The organism is Methylotenera sp. E1MeOHC1, from assembly GCF_058745595.1.
The window spans coordinates 2,035,328-2,051,864 of record NZ_CP196025.1 but is presented as its reverse complement, the minus strand read 5'-3'; the positions used below and the strand labels follow the sequence as shown (position 1 = coordinate 2,051,864).

13 protein-coding genes and 1 tRNA gene are annotated in these 16,537 nt (G+C 46.3%); 3 read left to right on the top strand and 11 right to left on the bottom strand.

Going from position 1 to position 16,537, the window contains the following annotated elements; all coding sequences use genetic code 11:
- Nucleotides 1–99: 99 nt before the first annotated feature.
- Nucleotides 100–171: a pyrroloquinoline quinone precursor peptide PqqA gene (gene pqqA, locus ACSSU7_RS09645; protein WP_012777389.1), complete on the top strand. Its 72-nt coding sequence runs from the start codon at nt 100–102 to the stop codon at nt 169–171.
- Between the two features lie 140 nt (nt 172–311).
- On the opposite strand, the gene mltA is transcribed toward pqqA, so the two are convergent.
- From mltA to thiS, 4 genes are all read right to left on the bottom strand, one after another.
- The gene (mltA, locus tag ACSSU7_RS09640; protein ID WP_492516273.1) at nt 312–1,589 is read right to left on the bottom strand and encodes a murein transglycosylase A; all 1,278 of its coding nucleotides are present in this window, start codon (nt 1,587–1,589) and stop codon (nt 312–314) included.
- A 75-nt stretch (nt 1,590–1,664) separates the two neighbouring features.
- A complete protein-coding gene (apaG, locus tag ACSSU7_RS09635) occupies nt 1,665–2,048 on the bottom strand; it encodes a Co2+/Mg2+ efflux protein ApaG (protein WP_492516272.1) in 384 nt (127 codons plus the stop codon).
- A gap of 154 nt (nt 2,049–2,202) precedes the next feature.
- Nucleotides 2,203–3,006 carry a thiazole synthase gene (locus ACSSU7_RS09630; protein ID WP_036301263.1) on the bottom strand — a complete coding sequence of 268 codons (804 nt, stop codon included), beginning with the start codon at nt 3,004–3,006 and terminating at the stop codon, nt 2,203–2,205.
- Between the two features lie 45 nt (nt 3,007–3,051).
- Complete coding sequence (gene thiS, locus ACSSU7_RS09625; RefSeq protein ID WP_492516271.1) at nt 3,052–3,255, bottom strand: sulfur carrier protein ThiS; 204 nt, start codon at nt 3,253–3,255, stop codon at nt 3,052–3,054.
- 311 nt (nt 3,256–3,566) lie between these two features.
- Between thiS and ACSSU7_RS09620 the strand changes: the two genes are divergently transcribed.
- The gene (locus ACSSU7_RS09620; protein ID WP_331018473.1) at nt 3,567–4,307 is read left to right on the top strand and encodes a dienelactone hydrolase family protein; all 741 of its coding nucleotides are present in this window, start codon (nt 3,567–3,569) and stop codon (nt 4,305–4,307) included.
- A 107-nt stretch (nt 4,308–4,414) separates the two neighbouring features.
- Here the strand turns inward: ACSSU7_RS09620 and hemE are convergent, their stop codons facing one another.
- The 7 genes from hemE to ACSSU7_RS09585 all read right to left on the bottom strand — a co-directional run bounded on the left by hemE (nt 4,415) and on the right by ACSSU7_RS09585 (nt 14,765).
- Entirely contained in the window at nt 4,415–5,479 is a 1,065-nt protein-coding gene (hemE, locus tag ACSSU7_RS09615; RefSeq protein WP_492516270.1) for a uroporphyrinogen decarboxylase, read from the bottom strand.
- Between the two features lie 81 nt (nt 5,480–5,560).
- Nucleotides 5,561–6,988: a glutamate synthase subunit beta gene (locus ACSSU7_RS09610; protein ID WP_492516269.1), complete on the bottom strand. Its 1,428-nt coding sequence runs from the start codon at nt 6,986–6,988 to the stop codon at nt 5,561–5,563.
- Between the two features lie 56 nt (nt 6,989–7,044).
- Nucleotides 7,045–11,736, bottom strand: a complete 4,692-nt coding sequence (locus tag ACSSU7_RS09605) for a glutamate synthase-related protein (protein WP_492516268.1) — start codon at nt 11,734–11,736, stop codon at nt 7,045–7,047.
- Between the two features lie 149 nt (nt 11,737–11,885).
- Nucleotides 11,886–13,175 (bottom strand): glutamate-1-semialdehyde 2,1-aminomutase, encoded by a 1,290-nt coding sequence (gene hemL, locus ACSSU7_RS09600; RefSeq protein ID WP_492516267.1) that lies wholly within the window; start codon nt 13,173–13,175, stop codon nt 11,886–11,888.
- Nucleotides 13,172–13,792 (bottom strand): thiamine phosphate synthase, encoded by a 621-nt coding sequence (gene thiE, locus ACSSU7_RS09595; RefSeq protein ID WP_492516266.1) that lies wholly within the window; start codon nt 13,790–13,792, stop codon nt 13,172–13,174. Before thiE ends, hemL begins: the two co-directional genes overlap by 4 nt.
- Nucleotides 13,793–13,806: 14 nt before the next feature.
- Nucleotides 13,807–14,667, bottom strand: coding sequence for a bifunctional hydroxymethylpyrimidine kinase/phosphomethylpyrimidine kinase (gene thiD, locus ACSSU7_RS09590; protein ID WP_135276609.1), 861 nt, complete (start codon nt 14,665–14,667; stop codon nt 13,807–13,809).
- A gap of 24 nt (nt 14,668–14,691) precedes the next feature.
- A tRNA-Gly gene (locus ACSSU7_RS09585) sits at nt 14,692–14,765 on the bottom strand.
- A gap of 326 nt (nt 14,766–15,091) precedes the next feature.
- On the opposite strand from ACSSU7_RS09585, the gene ACSSU7_RS09580 reads away from it, so the two are divergent.
- A complete protein-coding gene (locus ACSSU7_RS09580) occupies nt 15,092–16,519 on the top strand; it encodes an ArnT family glycosyltransferase (RefSeq protein ID WP_492516265.1) in 1,428 nt (475 codons plus the stop codon).
- Nucleotides 16,520–16,537: the final 18 nt, after the last annotated feature.

Here is a 16,537-nt window from a genome sequence, read left to right as displayed (position 1 = left end):
GGTCATGCTACAAAGTCAGGCTAGTCGTAATATCTCTATCACGTAATGCAATTGTAATTAAGCAAATGCGGGACGAATTTATATAAAAGGAGAATTACTATGTGGACAACACCAGCTGCTACTGAAATGCGTTTCGGTTTTGAAGTTACAATGTACGTAATGAACAAGTAATATCTTACGTATAAATAAAAAGGGTGCTGATGGCACCCTTTTTATTTGCCTGCATCATTTAGAACAAGAGGCTTTTTACCCTAGGCCATTTAACCCAAGTGCTTATGTGTCTAAGCCTGCCAGAGCTATCCTGCCCAATGCTATTGGGTTTTAATCACAAATCCCTTTGGTAAAAACACCCAAATTTTACCGGTTTGCTTCATTGCGCCAGCCCTAGCGCCTGCGGTGGCGCCAGCCCCCCAGAAAAAGTCTGCGCGTACGCCACCTTTAATTGCCCCACCAGTATCCTGAGCCATCATTAAGCGTTTTAATGGTTTACTGCTATTAGGCTCTGTCGTTGATAAAAACACCGGCGCACCCAATGGTACAAATTTAGGATCTACAGCCACACTGCGTTCTGCCAAAATGGGTACGCCCAACGCGCCTAGAGGCCCAGGCAAGCCTGCTGGCAGCTCTCTAAAGAACACATAACTAGGGTTCTGGTTCAGTAACTCGCGGAGCTTATCTAAATTATTGCGCGCCCAGTTCTTGATACCCTGCATAGAGGCTTGTGCTAAGGTCAACTCGCCACGCTCTATCAACAAACGGCCAATCGAGTTATAGGTATGGCCATTCTGGTCTGCATAGCCTACGTGTACCTGCTCGCCAGTATCTAGCTGCACCAAGCCTGAACCCTGAATCTGCAAAAAGAAGACGTCAATAATGTCATCGATATACACAAACTCACGCCCTTTCACTGGCGAAGTGTCCGTTTCAATCTCAGCACGATTGTAGTAAGGCACCAGTTTATTGCCGACTAAGCGGCCACGCACGCGCTTATATTTCAACTCTGGGAACAAACTATCCAGCTCCACCGTAATCAGGTCGTCTGGGGTTGCATATAAGGGGTTAGGGTACTTGGCAGACTTAGTGCGGCTACCCTTTAACACAGGCTCATAATAACCAGTAATTAAGCCTTGCTCCGTACCATCAAGATTGCTCGCTTTATACACTGAGAAATATTCTTGAAAATAGCTCAACACTTCCTGCGTTTGCGGCTTGTTTGCGGTATCCGTGTTTAGTTTTTGTGCAGCGCTGCAGGCGTTTTTCCACATCGGTTTATTCACCAGTGTTGAGCAGCTTTGCATCCATGCCGGCCAAGCCAGACTTAGGTTATCCACTTGCAAGCCATCGATGTCGTTCCAGTCTGCGGTTTGCAGCAAACTGTAATCTGGCAATTTCGCCATTTGCTTTTGCTGTTCAGCCGTCGCCTCAGCAGGTTTGCTGCCTGCTGGCACTTGTACCGGCGCACCGGTAGCGCAATCGCACTTTGCCTGCGGTGGAGCAGGGGCAGTCACCGGTTTGATATTATTGTTTGCACATGCGGTTGCAAACAAAGTGAGCACTACAAGCAAAGTATTCTGTGCGATTTTTTTCATTGTTATCACAAGTCTAGTGTGGAGTATTTAATACTGAAATGAGCGCGGCTCAGCCGTTGTTTAGTGCAGGATTACTTAATGCAAAATCCTTGGCATAGCCAGTGCAAAAGGCGCAATGACTGCATCAAACTGTGTGCCATCTTCCGCTACCATTTGGTAAGCACCATGCATCTCGCCCATGGGCGTGTTAATCAAGGTGCCGCTTGTATATTCATAGTGCTCAGCAGGCTTGAGCAAAGGTTGTGCGCCTACTACGCCCAAGCCTCTAATCTCTTTGCGTTCACCGTTGGCCTCAGTCACCACCCAATGACGGCTAATCAGCTGTGCAGCAACATTGCCGGTATTAATAATGGTCACATGGTATGCAAACGCATATTGATTATGCTCAATATCCGACTGCTCAGCGATAAAAGTAACCTCTACTTTTACCGTGCATTCATAATGTTTATCGCTGCTCATCTCGTGCTCAATACCTAACCGACAGTGCAAAAGTAATAAAATTCATAAGCTAAGCTACATGCTTTAATCAACGCGCAGGTGCTGTAACTGCATGCATCTGCGCACATCTATTGCACTAAATACGCCGGCGCACCAGATTGTAAGTGTATATAGCTTATTTCGAGATTAAGCCCGTAGTTGGTGAGCTAGGGCTGGCTGAGTATAACTTCTTAGGCATACGACCAGCCAAGTAGGCTTCACGGCCAGCTTCAACTGCTTTTTTCATGGCACTAGCCATTAATACTGGGTTGTTAGCAGCGGCAATCGCGGTATTCATCAGCACACCCTGACAGCCTAGCTCCATCGCGATGGCTGCATCAGACGCAGTGCCCACACCAGCGTCTACCAATACTGGAATTTTTGCATTTTCAATGATGATTTGCAGATTCCACGGATTTAATATGCCCATGCCAGAACCAATCAAGGAAGCTAATGGCATCACTGCACAACAGCCAATTTCCTCTAACTGTTTCGCGATAATCGGATCATCAGAGCAATACACCATCACCTCAAAGCCGTCTTTAACCAGCGTTTTAGCAGCAGCTAACGTCTCTGTCATATTCGGGTATAAAGTGTTCGGGTCACCTAGCACTTCTAACTTCACTAATTGATGACCATCTAATAACTCGCGTGCCAAACGCAATGTACGCACAGCTTCATCTGCAGAATAACAGCCGGCTGTGTTCGGCAAATAAGTAAACTCTTCAGGCGGCAAAAAGTCCAGAAGTGAGGGCTCACCTGCGGTTTGACCAATGTTGGTACGGCGAATCGCTACCGTAATAATTTCTGCGCCACTCGCATCAATCGCCGCACGGGTTTCTGCAAAGTCTTTATATTTACCAGTGCCCACCAACAAGCGTGATTGATAGGTCTTATTTGCTATTTTCAATAAATCTGACAACTTATTATCCTTCATCATTCATTAATCGCGATTTTACAATCGTGAGTCTACTCAACGTGCTGACTAGCCGCCGCCTACTGCGCCGACTATCTCTAATTTGTCGCCATCTGACAGCTTGGTATGTGCAAATTGGCTACGCGGTACGATTTCACCATTAAGTTCTATTGCCAAGCGTTTCCCCACTAATTCAAGCTGCTCTACTAGCTGTGCGGTGTTCATCTGCGCAAGTTCAAAACTGCGCGCTTTCCCATTTATTGTAAGTTGCATAGAAATTGCCATGTGATTAAATCAGGAAACCATATACGTCTGACCAAACTCACCAGATAAGAATTAACCTGACATTGTATGAACAAGCATAATTGTTTATACAAATAGATTCAAAACAACATTTTACGGAAATTGTAGTGCTCTTAGCAAACCTTAATTTAGCTAAATCTAATTTTTAACTATTCTGTTAATTTCTCTTAAAGAATGCCTAATTTGCATACGTATAAAGCGCACATATCCCACAAAAAACACGTGTGGCGTTGTACAATATCTCGAGTTTTTTATTTGAAAAGTCTATTCAGAGAGCTATCATGAACATTCAAAGTAACATTGCTGACCTTAACACACCAACTGGGGTTATGCGCACTTATATTCACCGCCCAACAGGCGATGGAAAGTATCCTACTGTTTTATTCTATTCAGAGATTTTTCAGCAAACCGGCCCAATTGAGCGTGCCGCTAAAATCATTGCCAGCCATGGCTACGCGGTATTAGTACCGGAAGTATTTCACGAACTGAACCCAATTGGCACTGTATTGGGCTATGACGATGCAGGCCGTGATAAAGGTAATGCCGACAAATCTGCAAAAGATGTTGAGGGCTACGACACAGACAACGCAGCGATGATTGCGTTTGTAAAACAACAAGCTTGGTATAACGGCAACATTGGCGCCATGGGCTTCTGCATCGGCGGTCATTTAGCTTTCCGTGCCGCATTACAGCCAGAAATCAAAGGTACTGCGTGCTTCTATGCAACAGACCTGCACACACAAGTGATTCCTAACAAACCTGGTCAGCACAGCATGGAGCGCCTCAGCGACATTACAGGCGAGCTATTGATGATTTGGGGTAAACAAGACCCGCACATCCCTGCAGCTGGCCGTGCAGATGTATATAAAAAGCTAGGGGATACAAACATCACATTCACATGGCATGAATTTAATGCCCAACATGCATTTATGCGTGATGAAGGTGAGCGTTATGACCCGCAAACGGCAATGATTGGTTACCAACTGGCATTGAACTTGTTTAGCCGTACTTTGCATCAATAACTCATACACCATCGCTATTCATTAGCGAGTACGTATAAAAAAGCCTGATCAATATGATCAGGCTTTTTTAATGTCGTTTATCCAGCTAATCTGGATAAAACGGCGAATTACACATGGTATTGCTGACTATGCTTGCGTACTGCCTCTAACATCGCTGCCGCATTTTCAGGCGGTGTCCATTGTGTAATGCCATGACCTAAGTTAAATACGTGGCCATTGCCTTTACCATAGCTGGCTAAAACCCTAGCCACATCTTTCTCAATCGCTTCTGGTGTTGATAGTAAAATAGCTGGGTCTAAATTGCCTTGTAGCGCCACTTTATCACCCACACGCTGGCGTGCGCTGCCGATATCAACAGTCCAATCCAAGCCCAACGCATCTGCGCCAATCTCGGCTTGTGCTTCTAGCCATAAACCACCGCCTTTAGTGAATACGATACTTGGCACTTTACGACCATCATTGGTTTTAATTAAACCATTCACAATTTTTTGCATGTAATTGAGTGAAAACTCAGTATAGGCATTGTGTGACAAGGCACCGCCCCATGAGTCAAAAATCATCACCGCTTGTGCACCAGCCATAATCTGTGCGTTCAGATATTGAATCACGGTCTGTGCAGTGGTTTCTAAAATATGATGCAATAAATCCGGGCGTGCATACGCCATTTTCTTAGTGGTTAAAAAGTCCGTGCCGCCTTTGCCTTCCACCATGTAAGTGGCAAGGGTCCACGGGCTACCGGAGAAGCCAATTAAAGGTACGCGACCATCCAATGCGTTGCGGATACTGCTCACAGCATCAAATACATACTGCAGCTTTGCCATGTCTGGCACAACCAGCTTCTGAATATCGGCTTCTTGCTGTAAGGTGCGCTCAAACTTAGGGCCTTCGCCTTCTTCAAAGTACAGACCCAAGCCCATGGCGTCTGGCACCGTGAGTATATCTGAGAACAGAATCGCCGCGTCTAACAATGGGTAGCGATCTAAAGGTTGTAGTGTTACATCTGTCGCAAATTGTGCATTTTTGCAAAGCTGTAAAAAGCTGCCCGCGGTTTTACGGCTCTCACGATATTCAGGTAAATAGCGCCCAGCCTGACGCATCATCCACACTGGTGTGTAATCCGTTGGTTGGCGCATTAGCGCTTTTAAGAATGTGTCGTTTTTTAATTGATTCATTTGATTACCTAAATAAAAAAGGACACAAAGTGGTTTTACTTTGCATCCTTTAGTTTTACATTGTCATACTGTGGCGTTAACTTAACGTGGCAATACTGATGAGCCCATTAAAAATTCATCTACTGCACGCGCTGCCTGACGGCCTTCACGAATTGCCCAAACCACCAAAGACTGGCCACGGCGTACATCGCCAGCAGCAAATACTTTATCTTTGTTAGTTTTGTAACTTGCGTCGCCTTCAGTAGCAGCTTTAGCATTACCGCGGTTGTCTTTCTCTACGCCAAACGCTTCTAGCAACTTCTGGATTGGTGACACAAAACCCATGGCCAAGAACACTAAATCTGCCGGAATGGTAAATTCAGAACCAGCGATTTCAGACATTTTGCCGTCTTTCCACTCCACGCGTGCACCTTTCAGTGCCACCACTTTACCGTTTTCGCCAATCAACTCTTTAGTGGTGATTGACCAATCACGGTTAGCGCCTTCTTCATGTGAGCTTGAAGTGCGTAGTTTCAGTGGCCAGTTAGGCCATACCAATTCTTTATTTTCCGTCTCTGGCGGTTGTGGCATTAACTCAAACTGAGTAATGCTTGCAGCACCATGACGGTTTGAGGTACCCACACAGTCAGAACCTGTATCACCGCCACCAATCACAATCACGTGCTTACCTGTGGCTTTAATTTGGTCAGGGATAGTATCGCCAGCCACCACTTTGTTTTGCGGTGTTAAAAAGTCCATCGCAAAATGTACGCCATCCAACTCACGACCAGTAACTGGCAAATCACGTGGCTGTTCTGCACCTGCGGCTAATACCACAGCATCAAACTCAGCCACTAAGTCGTCAGCATTCACGTTTTCGCCTACGTGCTGATTCACGCGGAACTCAACGCCTTCTACTTCCATTTGCGCCATACGGCGGTCAATGTGTGATTTTTCCATTTTGAAATCAGGAATACCGTAACGTAACAAACCACCGATACGGCTATTTTTTTCCAATACGACAACACTGTGGCCAGCGCGCGCTAATTGTTGCGCAGCGGCTAAACCAGCAGGGCCAGAACCAACCACCGCCACTTTTTTACCGGTTTTATTCGGGTTTACTTGTGGTTGTACCCAGTCATTTTCCCAAGCTTTATCAATAATCGCATGCTCAATTGATTTAATACCAACCGCATCCGCATTGATGTTAAGCGTACATGCTGCCTCACATGGTGCAGGGCAGATACGGCCTGTGAACTCTGGGAAGTTATTGGTTGAATGCAATACATCAATCGCACTACGCCAGTCTTGGTGATACACCAAATCATTCCAGTCAGGAATGATATTGTTGATTGGACAACCCGTTGTACAAAATGGAATACCGCAGTCCATACAGCGCGCACCTTGCTGTTTAGCTTGGTCATCTGTTAAATGCAATACAAATTCTTTGTAATTCTTAACGCGATCCTGTACTGGCAAATATGCCTCAGACAGACGTTCAAATTCCATAAATCCCGTTACTTTACCCATACTATAAAGCCTTTTCCCAAAAGAGTCTCTTTACTTGTTTCATATTAAAAGCGACTCTAGGCCGCTACTAGCGCTTTATCTTCAGCCAATTCAATCAAGGCGCGTTTATATTCATTTGGCATCACTTTAACAAACTTGCCACGCATGTTATCCCAATCAGCAAGTATCGCTTTCGCGCGCTCACTGCCTGTGTATTCAGCATGCTTGTTGATTAAAGCCAGCAATGTCACTTCATCAGGCTGGTTAAGATGATGAACGGCATCCGCAGCTACATTGTCGATATGCTCAACTTTTTCTAAAGACACCATGCCCATGTTGCAGCGTTTTGCAAACAAGCCATCTTCATCATACACATAAGCTACGCCGCCACTCATACCAGCAGCAAAGTTTTGACCAGTCACACCTAACACCACCACGGTACCGCCGGTCATGTATTCGCAACCGTGGTTACCAACACCTTCGACCACTGCAGTAGCGCCTGAGTTACGCACACAGAAACGCTCACCTGCTACGCCGCTAAAATAGCTTTCACCCGTAGTTGCACCAAACATTACAGTGTTACCCACAATAATATTCTCGTGTGAAATGCCACGGAATGTTTTTGGCGGTTTAATCACAATACGGCCACCGCATAAACCTTTACCTACATAGTCATTGCCTTCGCCAGTGAGGTCAAAAGTAATGCCTTTAGCCAAGAATGCCGCAAAGCTTTGGCCAGACGTACCAGTGAAGTTCACATGGATAGTGTCGTGTGGCAAACCAGCATTACCGTAGCGCGTAGCCACCTGATTTGACAGCATAGTACCTACTGTACGATTAGTGTTGGTGATTGGAATATCCAATACAACCTTCTCGCCTTTTTCCAGCGCTGGTGTTGCCAGTGCTACTAGCTTGTTATCAAGCGCATTCACCAAGCCATGGTCTTGCACGTCATTGTTTTTACGTGACACACTAGCTGGCATATCTGGTTGATGGAACACTTTGCTGAAATCTAAACCGCTGATTTTCCAGTGGTCGATACCTGCTTGCATATCTAACAAATCTGGGCGACCAATTAGATCGTCAAACTTAGCAATACCCATAGAAGCCATTAATTCACGCACTTCTTCAGCGACAAAGAAGAAGTAGTTCACCACATGCTCAGGTTGACCTGTGAAACGTTTACGCAATTCTGGATCTTGTGTAGCAACACCAACTGGGCAAGTATTCAAATGACACTTACGCATCATGATACAGCCCTCAACAACTAGCGGTGCTGTTGCGAAACCAAATTCATCAGCACCTAATAAGGCACCGATCACTACGTCACGGCCAGTTTTCATTTGGCCGTCAACTTGCACCACCACACGGCCGCGCAATTGGTTTAATACCAAAGTTTGCTGTGTTTCAGACAGGCCTAGCTCCCACGGCGCACCTGCGTGCTTGATAGAAGAAATCGGCGATGCGCCAGTACCACCATCATGACCTGCAATCACGATATGGTCTGATTTCGCTTTTGCCACACCAGCAGCTACCGTACCCACGCCAGTTTCAGATACTAACTTCACTGAAATTGATGCTTTTGGATTAGCATTTTTCAAATCATGAATCAGCTGTGCTAAGTCTTCAATTGAATAAATATCATGGTGCGGAGGAGGTGAGATTAAGCCCACGCCTGGTACAGAGAAACGCAATTTAGCGATGTACTCTGATACTTTATGCCCAGGCAATTGACCACCTTCACCAGGTTTTGCACCTTGTGCCATTTTAATTTGGATTTGGTCTGCATTAGCCAAGTACTCAGCAGTCACACCGAAACGGCCTGATGCCACTTGCTTAATGCTAGAGCGCATTGAATCGCCAGCTTTGAGGTGAATGTTTGACTCAATCAGGCTTGCGCCTAACACGTCAGCCATAGTTGAAGCATTGGCCACAGGGATAAAGCGTTTAGCGTCTTCACCACCTTCACCAGTGTTAGATTTACCACCGATACGGTTCATGGCGATTGCTAAAGTTGCATGTGCTTCTGTTGAAATAGAACCCAATGACATCGCACCCGTAGCAAAGCGCTTAACAATTTCTTTAGCAGACTCTACAGACTCTAGAGGAATTGCTGCAGCCGCTGGTTTGATCTCAAACAAACCGCGTAGCGTCATGTGACGACGTGATTGGTCGTTGATTAACTTAGCGTATTCTTTGTAGGTGTCATATTGACCAGTACGCGTTGCATTTTGCAATTTCGCCACTGATTCTGGCGTCCAAGTGTGCTCTTCACCACGCACACGGTATGCATACTCGCCGCCTGCTTCTAGGTGATTTGCTAACACTGGGTCTGTACCGAAAGCTGCAGTATGTAAACGCACCGCTTCTTCAGACACTTGCTCTAAGCCGATACCTTCGATATTAGTCACCGTGCCAGTAAAGTACTGTTCAACAAACTCACTGTTTAAACCAATCGCTTCAAAAATCTGTGCGCCACAGTAAGACTGGTAAGTAGAAATGCCCATTTTAGACATGACTTTGTACAAGCCTTTGCTTACTGCTTTCACAAAGTTCTTATTGGCAGTGTAGCTATCAGTCGCCAAATCTTTAATCGTCTCAAAGGTGAGCCATGGACAGACAGCCTCTGCACCATAACCTGCCAACAATGCAAAGTGATGCACTTCACGTGCAGAGCCGGTGTCAACCACCAAGCCAGTACTGGTTCTTAAGCCTACTTTTACAAGATGCTCATGTGTTGCAGAACAAGCCAATAACGCAGGAATCGCCACACGGTCTGCGCTTACATTACGGTCAGATAAAATGAGGATATTAAAACCATTTTGAACAGCATCAGATGCCGCTTTAGTAATGCTAGCAACCGCAGCTGCCATGCCAGCTTTACCTTGTACTGCTGGGTAGGTAATGTCTAACACCAATGATTTATATTGGTTTTGCGTCAATGTCGCAATGGCTTTCAATTGCTCTAATTCGTCCAACATCAGCACAGGCTGGCTGGCCTCTAAACGCATTGGCGGTGTAGTTTCATCTATACCTAACAAGTTTGGCTTAGGGCCAATAAATGTAATCAACGACATCACCAACTCTTCGCGAATCGGGTCGATTGGCGGGTTGGTTACTTGTGCGAATAATTGTTTGAAGTAGTTGTACAAGACTTTTGGTTTAGCTGACAACACTGGCAATGCAGCGTCGTTACCCATAGAGCCTGAACCCTCTTCACCGCTTTGTATCATCGGCTGCAAGATAAACTTGATGTCTTCTTGCGTGTAGCCAAATGCTTGTTGCGTATCTAATAAATCAGCAGCCAGCTCTAGCTCGCCTTGTACTTTTGGCATATCGCTCAAGAAGTAACGTGATTTTTCAATCCATTGTTTATATGGTTTGGCTGTTGCCAGCTGATGCTTCACTTCAGAATCATCAATAATACGGCCTTGCTCCATATCGATTAGCAACATTTTGCCTGGCTGCAAGCGCCATTTTTTAACGATTTTTTCTTGTGGGAATGTCAACACACCCATTTCAGACGCCATCATTACGATGTCATCATCTGTCACTAAATAACGCGCAGGGCGTAAACCATTACGGTCTAGTGTTGCACCAACCATACGGCCATCAGTAAATGCAACCGCAGCTGGGCCATCCCATGGCTCCATCAACGCAGCATGGTATTCGTAGAATGCACGGCGCTCTTCATCCATCAATGGATTGCCTGACCAAGCTTCTGGGATCAACATCATCATGGCATGCGGCAAGCTGTAACCACCCGCAACCAACAACTCTAGACAGTTATCGAAACATGCAGAGTCTGACTGTCCTTCAGCGATTAATGGCCATAGTTTTTCTAAATCTTCACCAATCACGGTTGAGCGCATCGCCTCATGACGTGCAGCCATCCAGTTGACGTTACCTTGTACGGTATTGATTTCGCCATTGTGCGCAATCATGCGGAATGGGTGGGCTAAATCCCATGCTGGGAATGTATTGGTTGAGAAACGTTGATGCACTAAAGCCAGCGCTGAAACAACGCTTTCGTCGTTTAGATCTTGGTAGTAAATGCCCACCTCATTGGCAAGCAACATGCCTTTGTAAACGATAGTGCGTGATGACAATGAAGGCATATAGAACGCTGCATTATCTGTTAAGCCAAGTGCGCGCACTTCATGCTCAAGACGTTTACGAATCACGAACAATTTACGCTCAAACACGTTTTGGTCGGTACTCGTTGTGGCGATGAATACCTGACGCATGGTCGGCTCTACATCGCGTGCAGCTTGTGCGATATTGCTGTTATCGACCGGCACATCACGCCAGCCTAGCAAGGTTTGATTTTCTTCTGCAATGATTTTTGTGAATAGCGCTTCACAGGCGGCACGATTATTTGCAGCTTGCGGTAAAAACACATTACCTACCGCATATTGACCCGCCGCAGGCAGCTCAATACCAAGCTTTGCAGCTTCTTTACGCATGAATGCGTCTGGCATTTGCATGAGCAAACCAGCGCCATCACCTAATTTAGGGTCATAGCCGGTAGCGCCACGGTGCGTAAGGTTGGTTAAAAGCTCCAAACCCTTTTGCACGATATCGTGACTTTTTTTGCCTTTAATATGCGCTACGAAACCAACACCACAAGCATCGCGCTCGTTAGAAGGTCTGTATAGACCTTGTTTTGCTGGTCGTCCTGAATACAAATCAGGAGTAACTGAAGCTACATCATCGTGTGCAGCCAGTGCGTTTTCAGAACCAATTTGCTTACTTAAATCTGTTGCCATATTATCTAATCACAAAACATTTAGCGGAACCTTCAAGTTTACCGCTAAATGCCTATGAGTTCAATAAGATAGGACTGAAAGATAAATATTTTTTTATCAGACAGGCTTTAAAGCAAGCGAATTAAGCAAAGCAAGCTTTGCTCCAAATGCTATCGAGCGGCAACTGCCGCAAATGCTTTTTTAGCGGCGACCAAGGTAAAGGCAATATCGTCATCTGTATGTGCAGCAGACACAAAGCCCGCTTCAAATGCAGATGGCCCTAAATAAATGCCAGCATCCAACATACTGTGGAAGAACAGATTGAAGTTTTCTTTATTGGCCTGCATCACCTCGGCAAAGCTAGTAGGGCAGCGCTCACTAAAGTACAAACCAAACATACCGCCAACACTTTGCGCACTAAATACAACACCAACCTCTTTTGCTACAGCAACCAAGCCGTCCACCAGTTTTTTAGTCTTGGCTGTGAGCTTGGCATGAAAATCTGGCGCTTGAATCAGCTTCAATGTTTCTAAGCCAGCCGTTACTGCAACTGGGTTACCTGACAAGGTGCCAGCCTGATACACCGCACCCAATGGCGCTAGGCATTGCATAATATCTTTACGTCCGCCAAATGCACCTACCGGCAAGCCACCGCCAATTACTTTACCCAAAGTCGTCATGTCTGGCTTGATGCCATATAAGGCCTGAGCACCGCCTAAATGCACACGGAAGCCCGTCATTACTTCATCAAAAATCAACACTGCGCCATGCTGCGTACACAGTTCGCGCAGGGTTTGCAGGAACTCCATATGCGGCACCACGAGATTCATATTGCCCACCACCGGCTCAATGATGACACAGGCAATTTCATCACCCGCTGTTGCAAACAGCTCTTTTAATTGTTGCGTATTATTGTATTCAAGCGTTAAGGTATGTGCCGCCACCTCAGCTGGCACACCAGCTGAGCTAGGCTCGCCAAATGTGAGCAAACCAGAGCCGGCCTTTACCAATAAAGCATCTGAATGACCGTGGTAGCAGCCTTCAAACTTCACTAATTTATTACGGCCGGTAAAGCCGCGCGCCACACGAATCGCGCTCATGGTCGCCTCTGTACCACTGCTCACCAAACGCACCTGCTCCATGCTAGGCACCAGCTTGTTAATCAGCGATGCCATTTCCAACTCCAAACCGGTCGGCGCGCCAAATGACAAACTATTAGCGGCTACTGCCTGCACGGCACCAATCACATCTGGGTGCGCATGACCCACAATCATTGGCCCCCAAGAGTTAATGTAATCAATGTACTCTTTGCCATCGACATCCCACAACTTAGAGCCTAAACCTTTTTTAAAGAAAATTGGCGTACCGCCCACACTACGGAACGCACGCACCGGCGAATTTACACCGCCCGGAATAAGTTGTTGTGATTTTTCAAAAAGGGCTTGATTGGCTGAGGTCATGATTGAAATAGCTTTGTAAATTGTTGAGAAGTTAATTTTACGTCATCTGCATTAAAAATTGCATTGATGACTGCTAAGGAGTCTGCACCAGCGGCAATTGCTGACGGCGCATTGTCTAAAGTGATACCGCCAATAGCGACGGTGGGAATATTAAGCTCCGCTTTTGCCTGCGTGAATAAATGCAAGCCTGCCACTGGCGCATTGGGCTTGGTGCTCGAAGCAAAGCATGCACCAAAAGCTACATAGTCCGCCCCTAGTTGCTGCGCAGAAACGGCCAAATCAAAACGGTTATAACAAGATGCTCCCAGAAGCTTATTACTTCCTAATCTAGCCCTAGCCTCTGCTAAATTGCCGTCATCCGCGCCCAAATGCACACCGTCCGCATCCAAAGTCAGGCACAGCTTGATGGAGTCATTAATAATGAAGGGTACTTGGTATTGGCGACATAAAGGCAGCAGCGCGCGCGCCTGTTGCGTTTGCAGTTTATGATTAGCCAGCTTGTTGCGATACTGCAAAACACCAATCCCACCCTGCAAAGCAGCCGCAACCTTGGCAAGCAAGATATCGGTATCTTGCTCATCTGGCGTAATTGCGTAAAGCCCTTTAATTACCGACATATGAAAGTGTGGGTCTAGTGCGTTTTCACACTGCCATCACCACTATTGATGGCAGGGTCTTCTTCATCGCGCGCCCAGAACATGCGGTCTGGAATATATTGCCCCATGCCTGGCCTGAAGCCGTTTTTAAGGGTTTGCCATGTGTACTCTTGCGCCTCCAGCACGGCATCTTCAATGCTGAGGCCATGCGCCATGCAGGCAGCAATCGCACTGGTCAGCGTGCAGCCAGAGCCATGGTAACTGCCGGGTAAACGCTCCCATTTATAGGCCTTAATCAGCTTATCTTCACCATATAGGGTATTCGTGACTTCGGTAGTACGCTCATGGGTACCTGTAATCAGCACATACTCACTACCCATTGCCAGCAAGCGCGCCGCACTTTCATCTAAAGAGGTCAATCCTACTTCTTCCGCTTCGTCCGCAAACGCAAAGCGACGTGCCTCTAAACTATTAGGCGTAATCAATGTAGCCTGTGGGAACAACAGCTCTACCATGGCTTCCATCATTTCATCATTGCTTAAATCATCGCCACGACCTGAAGTTAAAATAGGGTCTATCAGCAAAGGGATGTCCGGGTAATCTGCCATGATTTCGGCAATCACTGCGATGTTCTCCACGGAACCCAGCAAACCCAATTTAAAGGCTGACACCTGTACATCTTCTAAAATCGCACGCGCCTGATCGTTGACCCAGTCTGGATCCATCGCCAACACGCCATCAACACCTACCGTATCCTGCGCAGTGATGGCTGTCACTACAGACAAAGGATGGCAACCAATACTGGCAAACGTAAGGATATCTGCCTGCAGCCCAGCACCACTACTTGGGTCTGTACCTGCGAATGTCAAAACTGATGGGGGTGCTTGGTTTGCCATAATATTGTCGCTAATTGCTAAAGGTGGAGCGGGTGACGGGAATCGAACCCGCGTATCGAGCTTGGGAAGCTAGCGTTCTACCATTGAACTACACCCGCCAAAAGGTCAATTATACTCCAATCGATTCAAGTTAATGTCTAAGCCATGAAAACGACAGTCCGAAGATTTTATCTGTCAGATTTGAATAAAGCTGCCAGACTTAAATGCAATATGCATGTAACCATTGCAGGGTGCACCCAAACCAAGCTTGTATAAATCCTGCAAAATCTGTATTCTTTTTATGTACCCATTCTATTAAATACCTGATCAATTCGTTATTAACCAATTGATTAATATAAAAAATATCACCATCAGGCCGATAATGGCACAGCTCTTGCTGCTTCATCCTGATCAAGCCAATAAAGGCGTAGGTTAAAAAAACAGCATGTCGCGCACTCAAACTAAAGCTTTTCTCTATTTCACTGCATTAATTTTATTTGTCATCACACTACGCATCATTTTGATGAGCAGCATACCTCTGCTGGACACGACGGAGGCGCGCTATGGCGAACTGGCGCGCGTGACTGCAACCGGCCACTACTGGCTAATGCCCCATATGTCGGCAAGCCAGCCCTTTTTCGCTAAACCACCTTTAGCTACATGGTTTGCTGCTTCTAGCTGGCTGGCATTTGGTCACAACGAATTTGCGCTTAGATTACCTTCCTTATTACTGGTACTGCTATCCTGCCTAGCGCTTTTATATGGCGCGCAAAGCCTCAAGCTGACACGCCAGCAATGGTTATTGGCTTCTTTTGTGATGCTGACCGCACCGATTGGCTTTATCAGCGCCGGCGCAGTGATGACCGATGCAACCCAGCTCGCTGTCGTTACCTGGGCCATGGTACTTTTATGGCGCTTGCAGACAAGTGCCGAACCATTAAAACTGGATCAATATGGCTTATGGGTAGTACTGGGCATAGGGGCCATTGCTAAGGGGTTGGCGACTTGGGCGCTGATTGGGTTACCCGTTTTGTTATTTTGGGCCTGCTCATCGCGTGAAGTTATCTATCACCACATCAAGAAAATATGGTTTTGGCCAGGCATTGTGCTGTTTATTGGCATAGTACTGGCCTGGTATATTCCTGCAGAGATTTATTATCCGGGCTTCCTCAAGTATTTTATCGTTGGTGAGCATTTCCAGCGCTTTTTAGAACCGGGCTGGAAAGGGGACATGTACGGCATGGCGCACCGCCAAGCGATAGGCATGATCTGGCTGTATTGGACAGTATCTATTGCCGTTTGGCTGCCGATATTTATTTACGGCATCGTTAAAGATAAACCACTTATCAACTCAAAACTAGACTCACAGACTAAATGGTTATGGGCATGGATACTGGCGCCATTACTGTTCTTCACCCTCTCACGCAATATTATCTGGACATACACCTTAACGGCTTTGCCTGCTTTTGCGTTATTAACAGCCAATTTTTGGCCTACATTAGGTCGCCGCTTTAAGAGGCTAATGCAGGTTTTAATCGCAGCTTGGCTTATTCTGGCAACGATTGCTAGCCTAGTTTGGATTCCGCAACAAACTGAAACCAGATCAGCCCGCAAGCTTGTTCAGGATGCACAAAGCAAATACCCAACCCTGCCACTGTATGCTTATAGCTCTGATGAGTTTTCCTTGAGTTACTACACCAACGGACACGTTCAGATCATAGATGATTACGCCGCTGTAAAAACATTACTGCAACAGCCCGATAAACTGCTGATTACCAGCGCTAAGCTCGCTCCGCAGCTAGTAGCAAACGGACAGGCCACCATTATTGGTCACAATAATTACCATGTGCTATTGATGACAAAACACGAGTAGACCAAGGCATGCTCGCAA

Excerpts from the sequence above, each read along its gene's own strand:
- mltA (WP_492516273.1), bottom strand. The coding sequence starts at position 1,589 with ATGAAAAAAATCGCACAGAATACTTTGCTTGTAGTGCTCACTTTGTTT.
- apaG (WP_492516272.1), bottom strand. The coding sequence starts at position 2,048 with ATGAGCAGCGATAAACATTATGAATGCACGGTAAAAGTAGAGGTTACT.
- ACSSU7_RS09630 (WP_036301263.1), bottom strand. The coding sequence starts at position 3,006 with ATGATGAAGGATAATAAGTTGTCAGATTTATTGAAAATAGCAAATAAG.
- thiS (WP_492516271.1), bottom strand. The coding sequence starts at position 3,255 with ATGCAACTTACAATAAATGGGAAAGCGCGCAGTTTTGAACTTGCGCAG.
- ACSSU7_RS09620 (WP_331018473.1), top strand. The coding sequence starts at position 3,567 with ATGAACATTCAAAGTAACATTGCTGACCTTAACACACCAACTGGGGTT.
- hemE (WP_492516270.1), bottom strand. The coding sequence starts at position 5,479 with ATGAATCAATTAAAAAACGACACATTCTTAAAAGCGCTAATGCGCCAA.
- ACSSU7_RS09610 (WP_492516269.1), bottom strand. The coding sequence starts at position 6,988 with ATGGGTAAAGTAACGGGATTTATGGAATTTGAACGTCTGTCTGAGGCA.
- ACSSU7_RS09605 (WP_492516268.1), bottom strand. The coding sequence starts at position 11,736 with ATGGCAACAGATTTAAGTAAGCAAATTGGTTCTGAAAACGCACTGGCT.
- hemL (WP_492516267.1), bottom strand. The coding sequence starts at position 13,175 with ATGACCTCAGCCAATCAAGCCCTTTTTGAAAAATCACAACAACTTATT.
- thiE (WP_492516266.1), bottom strand. The coding sequence starts at position 13,792 with ATGTCGGTAATTAAAGGGCTTTACGCAATTACGCCAGATGAGCAAGAT.
- thiD (WP_135276609.1), bottom strand. The coding sequence starts at position 14,667 with ATGGCAAACCAAGCACCCCCATCAGTTTTGACATTCGCAGGTACAGAC.
- ACSSU7_RS09580 (WP_492516265.1), top strand. The coding sequence starts at position 15,092 with ATGTCGCGCACTCAAACTAAAGCTTTTCTCTATTTCACTGCATTAATT.